Annotated in this window: 11 protein-coding genes and 1 tRNA gene; 4 read left to right on the top strand and 8 right to left on the bottom strand. The window is 59.1% G+C overall.

Annotated features, from left to right (window positions below; translation table 11 throughout):
• Positions 1-65 precede the first annotated feature (65 nt).
• Complete coding sequence (locus ACF0H7_RS14030; RefSeq protein WP_397453339.1) at positions 66-2,162, bottom strand: response regulator; 2,097 nt, start codon at positions 2,160-2,162, stop codon at positions 66-68.
• Between the two features lie 620 nt (positions 2,163-2,782).
• On the opposite strand from ACF0H7_RS14030, the gene ACF0H7_RS14025 reads away from it, so the two are divergent.
• Positions 2,783-3,349, top strand: coding sequence for a TetR/AcrR family transcriptional regulator (locus ACF0H7_RS14025; protein ID WP_397453338.1), 567 nt, complete (start codon positions 2,783-2,785; stop codon positions 3,347-3,349).
• 87 nt (positions 3,350-3,436) lie between these two features.
• On the opposite strand, the gene ACF0H7_RS14020 is transcribed toward ACF0H7_RS14025, so the two are convergent.
• A complete protein-coding gene (locus ACF0H7_RS14020; RefSeq protein ID WP_397453337.1) occupies positions 3,437-4,123 on the bottom strand; it encodes a glutathione S-transferase family protein in 687 nt (228 codons plus the stop codon).
• A 451-nt stretch (positions 4,124-4,574) separates the two neighbouring features.
• A complete protein-coding gene (locus tag ACF0H7_RS14015) occupies positions 4,575-5,426 on the bottom strand; it encodes an oxidoreductase (protein ID WP_397453890.1) in 852 nt (283 codons plus the stop codon).
• Between the two features lie 119 nt (positions 5,427-5,545).
• Here ACF0H7_RS14015 and ACF0H7_RS14010 point away from each other — a divergent pair, with 119 nt between their 5' ends.
• The gene (locus ACF0H7_RS14010; protein WP_397453336.1) at positions 5,546-6,505 is read left to right on the top strand and encodes a LysR family transcriptional regulator; all 960 of its coding nucleotides are present in this window, start codon (positions 5,546-5,548) and stop codon (positions 6,503-6,505) included.
• Between the two features lie 89 nt (positions 6,506-6,594).
• Here ACF0H7_RS14010 and ACF0H7_RS14005 read toward each other — a convergent pair whose 3' ends face one another.
• Complete coding sequence (locus ACF0H7_RS14005; RefSeq protein WP_397453335.1) at positions 6,595-7,923, bottom strand: MFS transporter; 1,329 nt, start codon at positions 7,921-7,923, stop codon at positions 6,595-6,597.
• Between the two features lie 339 nt (positions 7,924-8,262).
• Here ACF0H7_RS14005 and ACF0H7_RS14000 point away from each other — a divergent pair, with 339 nt between their 5' ends.
• Positions 8,263-9,660: an amino acid permease gene (locus tag ACF0H7_RS14000; protein WP_397453334.1), complete on the top strand. Its 1,398-nt coding sequence runs from the start codon at positions 8,263-8,265 to the stop codon at positions 9,658-9,660.
• Between the two features lie 164 nt (positions 9,661-9,824).
• Here ACF0H7_RS14000 and ACF0H7_RS13995 read toward each other — a convergent pair whose 3' ends face one another.
• A complete protein-coding gene (locus ACF0H7_RS13995) occupies positions 9,825-10,178 on the bottom strand; it encodes a hypothetical protein (RefSeq protein ID WP_397453333.1) in 354 nt (117 codons plus the stop codon).
• A gap of 285 nt (positions 10,179-10,463) precedes the next feature.
• On the opposite strand from ACF0H7_RS13995, the gene ACF0H7_RS13990 reads away from it, so the two are divergent.
• Positions 10,464-11,819, top strand: coding sequence for an 8-oxoguanine deaminase (locus ACF0H7_RS13990; RefSeq protein WP_397453332.1), 1,356 nt, complete (start codon positions 10,464-10,466; stop codon positions 11,817-11,819).
• 244 nt (positions 11,820-12,063) lie between these two features.
• Here the strand turns inward: ACF0H7_RS13990 and ACF0H7_RS13985 are convergent, their stop codons facing one another.
• From ACF0H7_RS13985 to ACF0H7_RS13975, 3 genes are all read right to left on the bottom strand, one after another.
• Positions 12,064-13,596 carry a nucleobase:cation symporter-2 family protein gene (locus tag ACF0H7_RS13985; RefSeq protein ID WP_397453331.1) on the bottom strand — a complete coding sequence of 511 codons (1,533 nt, stop codon included), beginning with the start codon at positions 13,594-13,596 and terminating at the stop codon, positions 12,064-12,066.
• A gap of 321 nt (positions 13,597-13,917) precedes the next feature.
• A tRNA-Val gene (locus tag ACF0H7_RS13980) sits at positions 13,918-13,994 on the bottom strand.
• A 228-nt stretch (positions 13,995-14,222) separates the two neighbouring features.
• The gene (locus tag ACF0H7_RS13975) at positions 14,223-15,545 is read right to left on the bottom strand and encodes a hypothetical protein (RefSeq protein ID WP_397453330.1); all 1,323 of its coding nucleotides are present in this window, start codon (positions 15,543-15,545) and stop codon (positions 14,223-14,225) included.

Below are 15,545 nucleotides of genomic sequence, written 5' to 3'. Positions count from 1 at the left end.
AGGGGGATCTTCGCGCGAACTAAAGTGAGTGAACCCAAGGGTCGGTAATGCTGACCAGGCCGGCGTTATGGATTAGCGTGCTTTTCCACCGAAGAGACCATTCCCAGTAGCTCGCACATTTTCACTAACTCTAACAGCGACCCTGCACCCATTTTTGTCATAACGTGCTTTTTATGCACCTTGGTGGTGATCTCACGGGTACCCAGTTCCAACGCGACTTGCCGATTGCGCTTGCCCTCGATCAATAGGGGCAGCACCTGTCGCTCCCGAGGTGTCAGGGTCTCGAAGCGCGTCCGAAGGTCGGCGATCTTCACCCGCGCGCCCAGCGCGTGCTGGTCCTGGCGCAGCGCCTGACGGATGGACTCGAGCAATTGTTCGTCATCGAACGGTTTGGTCAAAAATTCGTGGGCACCCGCTTTCATGGCCTTCACCGACAATGGAATGGTGCCGTAACCGGTCATGAAAATAATCGGTATCTGGCTACCCCGCCGGCGCAGCTCAGCCTGCAGCTCCAGGCCGCTGGCGCTGGCCAGGTTGACGTCAAGCAGCAGGCACGCGGGCTGACTCGAGGCCGGCTCGGCGAGAAACTCATCGGCACTGGCGAAGCTCCTGGAACTGAACCCGGCCGAGCGCAGCAATCGGTCCAGCGCGACACGGACTGACGGCTCATCGTCGACGATATAGACCACCCCCGATTCAGTGTCGAATGAGTCGCCTTTGAGCACCTGGGAGGGCGGCCTGGGTGATTCATCAGAGGAAAACGCGCTGGCAGTGGCGGACCTACCGCTTAGCAACAGGTCCGGCTCCCAGAGGATCGGCCGACTGCACGCGGTGGTCGCCTCCGGCTTGGTCACGGCCACAGTCATGGTCTCGGATCGGGCCAACAGGTAACTGCGCGCAATGCTGGATATCCAATAACAATCATGGGTCTGGCACAGGTTCAGCCAGGACGTGTTGATCAAACCGCTGATGCAGTCAATCAGGGCTTCAACTGAAAGCCCGGACGCCGCGCCGACCTGACAAGCGTCGGCAAAGCTGAAACTGGCCGGCAACCCCGCCATCTGGCGCAGTACCTGACGCTGTACAGGTTCGAGCAATTGATCACTGAGCTCCAGCGATGCGCTTAATGCCTGGTGCCGTGGCGCGGCCGTGCGCGAGGACGCCGTCAGCAAGTGCACACCCGCGTCCAGCTGGGCCAGGGTTTGCGCCAGGCCCAAAAAGGACACGCGAGTGGCGGCCATCTCCAGCGCCAGCGGCCAACCGTCGAGCCGACAGCATAGCTCGGCCACCTGCTGCAATTGTTCCGGGTCCTGTCGATAGGCCTTGCCCAAGGCCCCGGCCCGTTCGAGGAACAGACGGACCGCACTGATGCGTGCGATCAACTCCGGGCCATAGCACTTGAGCGGCAACTCCAGCCCGCCGACACACAGGGTGTCCTCGACACTGATGCGCATCGCTTCACGGCTGGTGGCGAGGATGCTGACCGAGGCACAGCACTGCAGAATGTGCTCGCACAACCGCGAGACTGACTCGATCAGGTGCTCGCAATTGTCGAGGACGATCAGCCAGCGGTGATCTTTGAGCCGCGCGGCGATGCTCTGTTCCGCAGTGGCCTCGGCCAGACAATCGACCCCCAGCGCACAGGCAATGGCTTCCACCAGCAACTCTTCGCACTGCAGCTTTTCCAGCGAGACGAAGCAGATGTTGAGCGCGTCCTGGCCTTGCAGTCGCGCAGCCAAGGCGCGGGCAAGCGCCGTTTTGCCCACGCCTCCGGGGCCGAGCAAAGTCAGGACCCGGCCGGTTGCCAGCGCGGCCATTGCCTCGACCAACAGCGGCTCGCGACCGATCAGCCCGACAGCAGGGTCTGCGATGGGCGACTGCACGACAGCCGGCAAGGGTGCGCAGGCAGGCAGCGACTCGGCTTCGATCAGCAGCCGATAGCCACGACCGGGCACGGTCTTGATGATCTCGCGCTCAGTCCCCAGCACCTTGCGCAAGGCCGAGATGTGCACTTGCAGGTTGTTTTCTTCGACCACGGTGTCGGGCCAGACCGCTTTGAGCAGCGCGTCCTTGCTGACCATTCGCCCTTGCGCCTTGATCAACAGCTCCAGAATATCGAACGCACGACTGCCCAGGCGGATCGCCTGCCCATTCCTGAACACCTCTCTCAACTCCAACGAGACAGTAGTTTGTCCGAGTTTGATCATCGCACTCACACGCAGTCTGAAATGGCGGGGGAAAGCGCTGGCTTGCCCTCCATGAGTAAGCGGCCAGCCTAGAGAGCTTCGCCCATCGGCGCAATTATCCTACTGGATAGGTTCGGTGCTCGGCGGCCTTGGCCTGTGTGAATCGCGTGGACATCGTGTAGGCGATGGCGGTGGTGCGGATGGTTGACGTGCCACAGTGGTTCTGCGGCAGGCACAAAACCCCTGTAGGAGCTGCCGCAGGCTGCGATCAATCGACATCGCGAAGGCCGTTCCGGCCTTATCGCAGCCTACGGCAGCTCCTACAGGGGTCAAATGTGTTGCTTGAGAAAATAGAATCTCCACCGAATCGGGGGCAATTGCAGATTTGGAGCCCAACATAGATCCACTGTAGGAGCGAGCTTGCTCGCGATGGCGGCGTATCTGACACACCGCCCCGTGCAACGTGACAGCGCAAGGTCTGGGCGACGGGGCATCTTCGACGACAGGAGCAGGATATCAATGGCATCTACCTATCGGAAGATATACAGTAACTTTCTCTTTTTTCCAGACCAAGACTTCTTCAGGTAACAACGCCGATGGCCCACCCCGACACCAAACAGATCATCATGCAGATCGCCCGCAAAACGGTGCAGGCCCAAGGTTACAACGCCCTGAGCTTTCGCGAACTGGCCAAGGAAGTCGGGATCAAAAGCGCGAGCATTCACTACCACTTCCCCACCAAAAGTGACCTCGCCGTCGCCTTGGCCCGCGCCTATACCCAGGAAGCGACCGACTATCTGCAAAGCGCTTTCGAGGCATCTCAGGACCCCGCCACCCTGATGGCCAACTTCGCCAGTTGTTTCCGCTCGGCACTGGAGAACGACAACCGCATGTGCCTGTGTGGAATCATGGCCGCCGAGCATCACGACTTGCCGGTCAACGTGCGTGACGCAGTGAATGAGTTCACCCAGACCAGCATTCAGTGGATCGCTCAAGTGCTGGCGTTGCGCACGCCCGATGCCGCACCCGAGTTGCTCAAACGCCGCGCCGGTTCGATTTTCGCTGCCATTCAGGGCGCGCAATTGGTGGCGCGAGGCAGCAATGACATCTCGATGTTCGACGACACCCTCGAAGCCTACCGCAACGCGGGATTGATTCCCTGATTCAGCCACGCCCCCCACGACAAACACCTCCGGCACCTGTTCAAGGTGCCGGAGGTGTTTGTCGTAGCGCGCAGTACTTAACCGGAATCAGAAGCCCAGGCGGCGCAGATCCTCGGCGTCGAAGTTTTGCCCGCTGCGGTTTTTCACGCTCGGCAGTTCTGCAACGGTGGCACGCCAGGCTTTCAACGTAACGCAGGTTTCAGGGATTTCAATACCCGCCACATCAGCAAACATCAGGCCGGCAAACACCGTGATATCGGCCATGGAAAACTGCTGTCCCGCCACAAACGGCGTGCTCTTGAGCACCTGATCGAAGTACTTCATGCCTTGCAGCGCCTTGTCGCGTTGCTTGTTGCCCCACACGCTGCGGTCCGTCCATTCCGGGCTTTTGTACGGGCGCAAATCATCCCCAAGCCCCGGCGTTGCGTGGTGAAAATAAATACCGACGGCGTCAATCAGTTCGGACTCGGCACGTTTCTGCATCATGTGAATCACACCCTTCTCCTTCGGCGTCTTGCCAGTGAGGATCGGGTTGCCATCGAGGTTATCCAGGTACTCGGTAATCGCCGTGCATTCAGCGAGATAGGTGCCGTCATCCAGTTGCAATGCCGGAAGCGTACCGAGGGGATTTTTCTCAAGGTATTCGCTGCGTTTGTGCTCTGCGCCGATCAAATCGACCTTGACGAACTCGACACTCGAATCGAGGCCTTTGGCTGCCAGAACGATACGGATACGGGCCGGGTTTGGAGCACCAGGACAATCAAAAATTTTCATCTGCAATCTCGTTATGGCTACCGGTCGGTAGGTAATGGTGTGGGGGGTTATCGAAGGATTTGATTTTTATCTACCTATCGATAGGCAGATACTAGGCACGAAAAAATCTTTGGTCAATGGATTTTTTCCGATACCAAGCAACGAAATATAGCCTCTGATGCCTTGCCCCCACCAAACACCGATACACTTTTGATTAGACAGGCTTGACCAAGTGCTCAATCAAATCGCAAATATCTACCTATCGATAGGCACATAAACAATCCGATGCCTTCGTGCTCTAACACATCCCCCCACTGGAGGCAGAGATGCCTAAGCGTTCACCAGAGAACAGTTTGCCGGCGGCACTGGTTGAAACCGCTGAAGGAGTAACGCTTGCCGATAGGCACACACCACAAACAAAACGGCCCCGATTGATCGGGGCCGTTTGCTGTACGCAGGTAAAACGTCAGGTTTACTTTGGAAAGTCGGTGGAGGCCGACAGTTCGGCCCAAGCCTGGGTTTCCTGTTCAACGTAGGCATTTTTCTCGGCAATCGCCGCCAGCGTATCGGTGCCCAGCGCCAGACGCAGCGGTGGCTTTGGCGCATCAACCAGGGTCACCATGGCCGTCGCCAGACGTACCGGATCACCCGGTTGTTGATGGTTTAAGCCCGCAGCGAAGCGGCGAACCGCGCCCGAGGTGGCGTCGTAGTCGTCGATGATCCGCTCCGACTTCACCAGCGAAGACGCATCAAGGAAGTCGGTACGGAAATAGCCAGGCTCGACTACCGTCGCATGAATCCCCAACGGCTTGAGTTCATCGTGCAGCGCTTCGGTCAGCCCCTCGACCGCAAACTTGGTTGCGCAATACACACCGAATCCAGCCGCCGAACGATAACCGCCAATCGAAGAAATGTTGATCACATGCCCTGAGCGCTGCGCCCGCATGTGCGGCAATACCGCTTGGGTGACATTCATCACGCCGAACACGTTGGTATCGAACAGACGACGCATGTCGTGCTTACTGGTTTCCTCTACCGCGCCCAACAAGCCAAAACCGGCGTTGTTGATCAGCACATCTATGCGGCCGAAGGTGTTGATCGCCAACTCGATCGCAGCGTCGATCTGCGCTTTGTCGGTGACGTCCAGCTTGACCGCCAACAAGCCAGGCGCATTGCCCAGGCGCTCAGTGATGGCGTCGGTGTTACGACCGGCTGCGATGACCGCGTTGCCGTCTTTCAGGGCGGCTTCGGCAATCAGCGCACCGATACCACGGGAAGCACCAGTGATAAGCCACACACGTTTGTAAGCGGATTGAATGGTCATGATTTTTTCTTCCAGGGTTGTGATGAACATGAGCCAATCATAGGGAGATATTGAAACGAAACTAGACCACAATCCATGGTTTGATAATCCGCATTTGCTTGCGAATCCATGGAGCTGCCATGAACGAAATCCGCGCCATCACCACGTTTATTCAGGCGGCGACCCTCGGCAACTTGCGCAAGGCCGCTGTCGATCAAGGCATTTCACCGCAAGCAGCCAGCCAGGCCGTCATGCAGCTGGAAAAGTCGTTGGGCATACGCCTGTTTCATCGCACCACACGCAAGTTGAGCCTGACCGAAGAAGGCCAACGCTTCTTAGACGCAGTAAAACCGGGCATTACGATCCTCACCGAGGCTTTCGCTGTAGCGCGCAACGCAGCCGAGGAAGTCAGCGGAGTGTTGCGCATCAGCGCGCCTAAAGCCCTGGGCACCTCGATGCTTTGGCCGTGCTTCGCCGAGTTCGCCGCCGCCTTCCCGCAGGTGCAGTTGGACATTCAGTACGACGATCACTTCACCGATCTGGTGAGCGATCGCGCCGACGTTGGTTTCCGTGGTGGTGCGCAACCGTCGGGCGGTGCGATTGCGCGCTTTTTGTTGCCGATCCAGATGATCATCTGCGCCTCGCCCCACTACCTCGAGCGCCACGGCACGCCGCAAGCCATCGACGACCTCGCCCACCACCGGTGCAGCGGCTATCGCCAGGCCAATACCGGGCAACTGGCGCCGTGGTCGTTTCAGATGGGGGATGAGGTAATTTATCGCGAAGTGCGCGCGGCGATTTGCAGCAACGATGTTGACGCCGAGGCGCAAGCCGTTCTCGATGGCCTGGCAATCGGCCAACTGGGCAGTTTCAGCGCCGCCTCCCCGATCCGTAGCGGGCGCCTGGTACCGCTGTTGGTACAGCACGTCACCCGGCGGGAAGGTGTTTACATGTACTACGGGCATCGCACCGAACTGCCGCTCAGGGTGCGTACCTTCATAGATTTCGTGATCCAACGCATGGCTGATAACCAGGCGTTTTTTCTAACCGAGCAAGAACTGCTGGCGCTGGCAGACACTCAATCAACGGCAGGAAGATAAGGCACGCTTTTGCCCTTTGGCATCATCCTGCGACTGGCGGACCGATGCTGAAAGGCGCCGAACGAAAGTTCGGCGCCGGGCAATACACCTCAGGCGACCGCGGTTCGTGCTGCCGTCTGGCCGGCCATCCTGAAGGCCACGATGCTGCCGACCACGATCAGGCCGGCCAGCGAATACAGGGCGATGTCGGTGGAGCCGGTCTGATCCTTGATCCAGCCGACGATGTACGGGCTCAGGAACCCGGCCAGTTGGCCCACCGAGTTGATCACCGCCAGGCCGCCCGCGGCCACGCCAGCACTCAGGTACGCGGTCGGCATTGGCCAGAACATCGGCAGCCCGGTCAACGCGCCCATGGTCGAGATGCTCAGGCCGATCAAGGCGATGGTCGGATTGCTGGCGAAGTTGACCGCGATCAGCAAGCCGATGGCGCCCATCAGCATCGGCACCACCAAATGCCAGCGCCGTTCTTGACGCAAATCCGCCGAGCGCCCACACGCCAGCATAAATACCGCCGCCAGCAGGTAAGGAATCGCACTCAGCCAGCCAATCAGCATTGAATCGCTGAAGCCCAGGCTCTTGATGATCGATGGCAGCCAGAAGTTAATCGCGTACACACCGCTCTGGATGCAGAAATAAATGAAGCCCAGGGTCCAAATCAACGGGCTGGTCAGGATCGCACCGATGGACGCCTTTACAGTTTGTGCCGGCTTGCTGCGCGCATCCGCGTCGAGGTCGTCGGCCACCATCTGCCGCTCCTGCGGGCTCAACCACTGGGCCTTGGCTACGCTGTCGCTGAGCAGGAAATACGCCAGGCAACCCAGCACTACCGTGGGGATACCCTGGATCAGGAACATCCATTGCCAGGCCGCCAAACCGCCGGAACCCGCTGCAAAGTGGCTCAGGGTCCAGCCGGAAAACGGGCTGCCGAGCAATCCGGAAACGGGAATCGCGCTCATGAACAACGCCATGATCCGACCGCGACGGGCATCGGGAAACCAGCGCGAGAGGTACAACACCACGCCCGGGAAAAACCCGGCTTCGGCAGCGCCAGTGAGCAAGCGCAGCACATAAAAATGCATCGGCGTGGTGACGAACAGCAAGCAGGTCGACAGCAGCCCCCAACTGATCATCATCACCGCGATCCAGCGCCGTGGACCGAAGCGGTTCAGTGCCAGGTTGGACGGCAAGCCGCACAGCACGTAACCAATGAAGAAAATCCCGGCGCCGAGGCCGTAAGTGGTTTCGCTGAACTTCAGCGCATCGAGCATCTGCAATTTGGCGAAGCCGACGTTGACCCGGTCCAGGTAGTTGAACAGGTAGCAGATGAAGATAAAGGGGATGAGCCGTAGCGCGATGCGTCGATAGACGGCGTTTTTTTCGCCCTCGCTGACGAGGCCTGAAACAGACGGTTTATTCATGAGGTTCACTCTTGTTTTTTTGAGGCTGCCCGAGGCAAACCACCCCGGGCATGCCAAGGTCCCTTGGATTGTCCACGCAAAAAATCAAACAAGCTTCGTACGAACGCACAAAATGATTGCGCTATTTTTGTGCTTATGATTAACAGGCTCTCGCGCTTGAACGGAGCAATTGAACCTTGAACGTGCCTATCAGAGCCAATATTTGCCAGACTTCAGGCGGCCAAAGGTTGAGCGAACCCGCCTGGACCTCTACTATCCACGCGGCTTTTGTCGACCCGCCAGTTCAGCCTTGTCTGCTGCGGACCGACCGCAAAAATAACTATTCAAAAAGGTGAAGTAATGACAGGTGACGACCTGACGCCAGTGCTGCTCAAGCGCGGGCTGAAAAACCGCCACATCCAGTTGATCTCGCTGGGCGGTGCGATTGGCACCGGGCTGTTCCTCGGTTCGGCCGGGGTGCTCAAGTCCGCCGGGCCGGCGATGATCCTCGGCTATGCCGTCTGTGGCTTCATTGCCTTCCTGATCATGCGCCAGTTGGGCGAAATGATCGTCGAGGAACCGGTGGCCGGCTCTTTCAGCCACTTCGCCCACAAGTATTGGGGCGGTTATGCGGGCTTTTTGTGCGGCTGGAACTACTGGGTGCTGTACGTGCTGGTCGGCATGGCTGAACTCACCGCCGTCGGCAAATACGTGCAGTTCTGGTGGCCGGACGTTCCGTCCTGGGCCAGCGCGGCGGTGTTCTTCGTGCTGGTCAACCTGATCAACCTGACCAACGTCAAAGTCTTTGGTGAAACCGAGTTCTGGTTCGCGATCATCAAGGTGGTGGCCATCATCGGCATGATCGCCCTCGGTGGTTACCTGCTGATCAGCGGCACGGGCGGCCCACAGGCATCGGTCAGCAACCTGTGGAACCACGGCGGATTCTTCCCCAACGGGATCAGCGGTCTACTGATGTCCTTGTGCTTCATCATGTTCTCCTTCGGTGGCCTGGAACTGGTCGGCATCACCGCCGCCGAAGCCAGTGAACCGCGCAAAGTCATCCCCAAAGCCATCAATCAGGTGGTCTACCGCATCCTGATTTTCTACGTCGGTGCGCTGACCGTGCTGTTGTCGCTCTACCCGTGGGACCAACTGCTGCAAACCCTTGGCGCCTCCGGTGATACCTACAGCGGCAGCCCGTTCGTGCAGATCTTCGCCCTGATCGGCAGCGACGCGGCGGCGCAGGTCCTCAACGTGGTGGTGCTCACGGCGGCGCTGTCGGTCTACAACAGCGGCGTGTACTGCAACAGTCGCATGCTGTTCGGCCTGGCTGAACAAGGCGACGCGCCCAAGGCACTGATGAAACTCAACAAACAAGGCGTACCGGTGCTGGCCATCGGCGTCTCGGCACTGGTCACCCTGCTCTGCGTGGTGGTCAACTATGTGGCCCCGCAAGAAGCGCTGGAGCTGCTGATGGCGCTGGTGGTTGCCTCGCTGATCATCAACTGGATCGTTATCAGCATCACCCACCTCAAATTCCGCAAGGCCATGAACCAACAAGGCCTGGCCCCGGGCTTCAAGGCATTCTGGACACCGTTCAGCAACTACCTGTGCCTGGCCTTCGTGGCGTTGATACTGGGGGTGATGCTGATGATTCCAGGGATCAAGGTGTCGGTGTACTTGATGCCGGTTTGGGTGGCGGTGATATATGTGGTGTATCGCATCAGAGTGGCCAAAGGAGTGGTGAAGACCGCCTGATCAAGACAAGGGGCGATCCGTCCGGGTTGCCCTTCACTCCCTTCAGTCCCAATTGCTTCAGCGGCGGGACTGACTCCCCCTTCGCCAACAAGCCTGCCACCCTGCTTTTGTAGCGCCCAAAATTAAGCCCGGCCAAGGCCGGGCTGGGTTTGAAGCGGAATATCTTAGCTGATGCGGTTTGCACCAACATGGTCAGCGCCATCAGCGGCGACGCGGTTTGCACCGACGTGGTCTGCGCCATCAGCAGCAACACGATTCGCGCCAACATGATCTGCGCCATCAGCAGCAACACGATTCGCGCCAACATGATCTGCACCATCAGCAGCTACACGGTTTGCACCGACGTGATCTGCACCATCAGCGGCGACGCGGTTTGCGCCAACGTGATCTGCACCGTCAGCTGCTACATGAGCAGAATGAATATGTGCCGAACCATTTTCTGCGAACGCTGGAACTGCGAAGGTCGCGCCAGCCAGTACCGAGAACGCCAAGCCGAAGATGAATTTAGAAGTGTTCATGTTGTGTGCTCCGCAATGTTTTAGAAGTTGTCAGTGGGTATGGAGCCGATTCTACGCGGCGCCCTACTATTAAGAAGTCAATCGAATTGGTAGCGGATATCGTTGAAATTGATAGTACGCAGAGGCTATCCATCACCCATAAACAGCCAGGCGTGCTAACCCAGCGAATTGAATCAGCCACAACGAGGCGTTAGACTGCGACGTCGCCCCCGTGGCGGACCTGGATCAGCAGACAGGACAACACTGAGCTGGCAAACCTGAACCCACTTTCAGAGGAGCCGGCACATGCCTGCGACCCGCATCTGGTTAAAAAATCCCCTGGCCATTTTCACGGCCAACACGCTGGACGCCCGTGGCGGCCTGGTGCTGCAAGACGGCATCATTGTTGAAGTGCTGGCTCAAGGGCAGCAGCCCTCAAGCCCCTGGGACCAGGTCTTCGATGCCCGAGAACACGTCGTGTTGCCCGGTCTGATCAACACCCATCATCACTTCTACCAGACACTGACCCGCGCCTGGGGGCCGGTGGTCAACCAACCGTTGTTCCCTTGGCTGAAGACGCTCTACCCGGTGTGGGCACGATTGACCCCCGCGAAACTCAAACTGGCGAGTAAGGTCGCATTGACCGAGTTGTTGCTGTCGGGCTGCACCACGGCGGCGGACCACCATTACCTGTTCCCTGACGGCCTGGAAAACGCCATCGACGTACAGGTCGAAACCGTCCGCGAGCTCGGAATGCGCGCCATGCTCACCCGCGGCTCCATGAGCCTGGGCGAGGCCGACGGCGGGCTGCCACCGCAGCAGACCGTGCAGCAGGGCGAAGTGATCCTCGCCGACAGCCAACGCTTGATCGAGACGTACCACCAACGCGGTGCCGGCGCTCAGATCCAGATAGCCCTGGCACCCTGCTCGCCATTCTCGGTCACCCCCGACATCATGCGCGCCAGTGCCGAGTTGGCCGAAACACTTGATGTGCGCTTGCACACCCACCTGGCCGAAACCCTCGACGAAGAAGACTTCTGCCTGCAACGCTTTGGCCTGCGCACGGTGGATTACCTGGACAGCGTCGGTTGGCTGGGACCGCGTACCTGGCTGGCCCATGGTATTCACTTCAACCCCGACGAAATCGCCCGACTGGGCGCGGCCGGTACCGGGGTCTGCCATTGCCCGAGCTCGAACATGCGCCTGGCCTCAGGCATCTGCCCGACCATAGACCTGATTGAGGCTGGCGCCCCGCTGGGCCTGGGGGTCGACGGTTCGGCGTCCAACGATGCGTCCAACATGATCCTCGAGACGCGTCAGGCGCTCTATCTGCAGCGTCTGCGTTACGGTGCCGAGGTCATCACGCCAGAGCGTGTGCTGGGCTGGGCCACTCGAGGTTCGGCGCAATTGCTCGGACGTACCGACATCGGCGAACTGGCACCCGGCAAGCAGGCCGACCTGGCCCTGTTCAAACTCGATGAACTGCGCTTCTCCGGTAGCCATGATCCATTATCTGCGCTGTTGCTGTGCGGCGCAGACCGAGCCGACCGCGTGATGATCGGCGGTCAGTGGCGCGTCATCGACGGTCAGGTAGAGGGGTTGGATATTCAACAATTGATTGCCGATCACCGGCAGGCTGCTCGTGAACTGATAGCGGGCTGATCAGGCTTACGCGCCAACACCGCACAGGTGTTGGCGCGTAGATGACTCCATGTCTTCAGGCAATGCGCATTACCCCCTGTAGGAGCTGCCGAAGGCTGCGATCGGCTGTGCAGCAGTCGTGCTTTCCAAATGGCTGAAGGTCCTTCGGACCTTATCGCAGCCTGCGGCAGCGCCTACAGTGGATCGCGTTACTCTGTGTGGCATGAACCGGTCATGCCAGCACTTTTGCCTTGAGATACCCGCTTCAGTCCCCAGCGGTTTCCAAGGGAACCGGCTGGCGCGTGCTCGACGGCGCTTCGTGATCACTTCCGCCCACCAACGGGACCTCTTTGCCCGCCGCGTTGTAAACCTTGCCACCCTTGAAATAGTCACCGTCTTCCAGCGCGCTAATGTCGTGATAACGCAAGGTGCGCTCGGTGGCCGCGACGAACACCGACTGCTGGTCCGAGTTACCGACCGTGAAGTGGTTGAACAACAGATTCAGCAGAATCGCCATGATCGCTGCTGAGCTGATGCCCGAATGAAAAATGGTGGCGAACCACGTCGGGAAGTGCTCGTAGAAGTTTGGCGCCGCAATCGGGATCATGCCGAAACCCAGCGAGGCGGCGACGATAATCAGGTTCATGTTGTTGCGGTAGTCAACCTTCGCCAGGGAGCGGATGCCGCTGGCGGCGACGGTACCGAACAGCACAATGCCCGCGCCGCCCAGCACCGGGGTGGGTACGGCGGCGACCAGTCGACCCATGATCGGCAACAGGCCAAGCACTACCAGAAACACGCCCCCGGTGGCGACCACGAAGCGGCTTTTGACACCCGTCACCGCCACCAGACCGACGTTCTGGGCGAAGGCGCTCTGGGTGAAAGAGCCGAAGATCGGTGCCAGCAGACTTGACAGCATGTCGGCGCGCAGGCCGTTGCCCAGGCGCTTGGAGTCGACCTTGGTATTGATGATTTCACCGACCGCCAGGATGTCGGCCGAGGTCTCCACCAGGGTCACCATGATCACAATGCACATCGATACGATGGCCGCAATATGGAACGTCGGCATACCGAAATGCAGCGGTGACGGCATCGCCAGGATCGGACCCTCCGCGACCTTGGAGAAGTCGGCCATGCCCAACGCGACGGCGATCAGGGTGCCGATCACCATCGCCAGCAGGATCGACAGGCGCGAGATGCTTGCACTACCCAACTTGCTCAACAGCAGCACGATGATAAAGGTGAGTGCGGCCAGGCCAATATTGGCCATGCTGCCGAAGTCGGCGGCGTGACTGTTACCGCCCATGGCCCAGAACGCCGCGACGGGTATCAGGGTCAGGCCGATGGTGGTGATAACGATGCCGGTCACCAGCGGCGGAAAGAACTTGGTTATCCCCGAGAACACCGGCGTTATCAGAAGCCCAATAAACGAAGCCGCCATCACCGACCCCAGCACTGCCGGTATACCACCGCCCGAATCGCTGGAGAGTATCGCCCCCATGGTTGCCACGCCCGAAAACGAAACGCCCTGAACCAGCGGCAATTGACAGCCGAAGAACGGAATACCGAGAGTTTGCAGGAGCGTGGCCAACCCACCGGCGAACAGGGATGCAGCGATTAACAAACCGATGTCTGCCGGTGACAGCCCTGCGGCCTGGCCAAGAATCAGCGGCACCGCAACGATGCCCCCATACATGGTCAGAACGTGCTGCAGGCCGTAGGCCAGGTTGGCGCCAATACCGAGGTTTTCATCTTCCGGGCGTCGCCCGACAGGCGTGGTAGCGGTGGAGATTTTCATGGGAGAACACATCTCGCTTTGTTGTTGTGCGCCAACTGTAGACATAAACCAAAACCAATATCCACTTTTTTGTATACAATTTACCTTTCACTTGTACGACAAGTTTTCGTGAATGCCAGGACGTTTCCGATTGTCAGGAAATCGAGCTGTCTCAAGGATACTTTTTGGTGCACCCGCCGGGTCGCACTTGCCGGATGCGCGGCGTGAGGTGGGAATTTCAGAAACATTTGCAAAACGCGTGCAAAGTCTGAAACCCAGAATGCAAAAAGGGCCAACCTCTCGGTTGACCCTTCTAGACCGCCCAGCAGAGCGGATTGTGTTTGGTAGGCGCGATTGGACTCGAACCAACGACCCCCACCATGTCAAGGTGGTGCTCTAACCAACTGAGCTACGTGCCTGCTGTCGTTGCGCATCCTACGGTTTCTTCAAGGCGTGTCAACGTATTTTTAGCGTAACTAACTGAATGCATAGACATTTACGAATGTTAAGTCTCGCGAATCTAATCAATCACTGCCGTCAATAAAACTGATAATGCTCACCCCACCACGCAAAATATCCTCGGCAATCGCCTTGCGGGCCTTGGCCGGTTTTTTTCCGCGCGGGGCGTCCATGGCTCCACGCGTATTTCAAACATCAATCTCGAAATACAGCGCAGTACTGCGAACGCCCCGCTGCACGGCTAACGCACCAGGGTTGGTGTCGGTGCGCAGGCTGAAGCCGCGCGGTGCGGTGAGTTGATCAAGCGCCTTCATCAGACTGTCCAGAGGCAGCGAGCCCCAACGGCGCTTCAACGCCATGTCATGGTCCACCGGCACCACCGCCACGTTGAGCTGGGTCATGAGCTCCAACCCGCCTTCACGCAAGGTCGCATTGGGACTGCCGTGGTGCCCCACCTTGTAAAAGGTGGTGCGGCTGACCAGGTCGTGTCCGCTGACCGTCTCTCCCTCCGGCAACGTCCATTTGCAGTCGCCCCAGGACAACCAGTTGCCCACCTGCGCATCGGCGGCAAACAACAGCACCCCGGCCTCTTGCAGATCGATGGCCAGCACCAGGCTGGTGTTGTTGACCACGTTATCCAGTTGCAAGGCCAGCCCGGTGGCATCGTCCAGCCAGCCGTCATCGATGCGCCGCCAGTCCTCCTGGTTCCAGTAGCGTTGCTGGAAAAACGGTACCGATTGCGCGACCTGGACGGGGATGTTGTAGGGCCGGGCAAACGGCAATTGCGCTTCGTCGGCACCGATCGCATCGGCAATGTACCGGTGGTAACTGTCCAGCGCCATTTTATAGGTGGTTTTGTCCTGGGCCGAACTCGGGGGTGACATGTTCTTCAGCCGGGTTTCATCACGCGGCGGCCCCAGCACGTAGATGTGCGCACCGAACGCCGGCAAGTCCCGGGGCGCATCCTTGGGATCGCAATAACGCACCGTGCCCTTGCCTTTGGCGCGTACCGCATCCAACGCGGTTTGGGTGGTGACGCGCGCGGCAGCACCGAAGAATCCAAGCAGATCGTTAAGCGCATGGTCGTTGTCCGGATCGTCCATCTGCATCCGCGCGGCGACCCCCTGCAACATCGCTAACGCCTGGTCATGGTCCGCCTGCAGTGACTTGGCCTGAGCATCCTGCGGGTCTTCGGTCCAGGCCATCCAGACTTCACCGACCGCCAGCTTGGCAAAAGCCGCAGAGGCCTGCATAAAGCCGGAAACATGGTCCCAATGCTTGTGCGTGGCCACCAGCAGATCGACCTTGCCGCCACTGGCCAACACCACATCATCCATGACTTGCGTCATCTTGCTCGCGGCGTTTTCCGTGCCGAGGATAACGCCACAGTCGATCAGGATCCGGTACGTCGCGTCGCCCGCGCCATACAACGTCAGCAGATGACAATCACCGAGACCGTGCCGATAAGTACGCACGGTGGCACGCCGAGACGGCGTAGTGTTACTGGCCAT

This window comes from Pseudomonas sp. NA-150 (genome assembly GCF_044336365.1).
GTDB lineage: Bacteria > Pseudomonadota > Gammaproteobacteria > Pseudomonadales > Pseudomonadaceae > Aquipseudomonas.
Note: the sequence above shows the minus strand (reverse complement) of the source record. Positions and strands in the feature narration are given on the sequence as shown.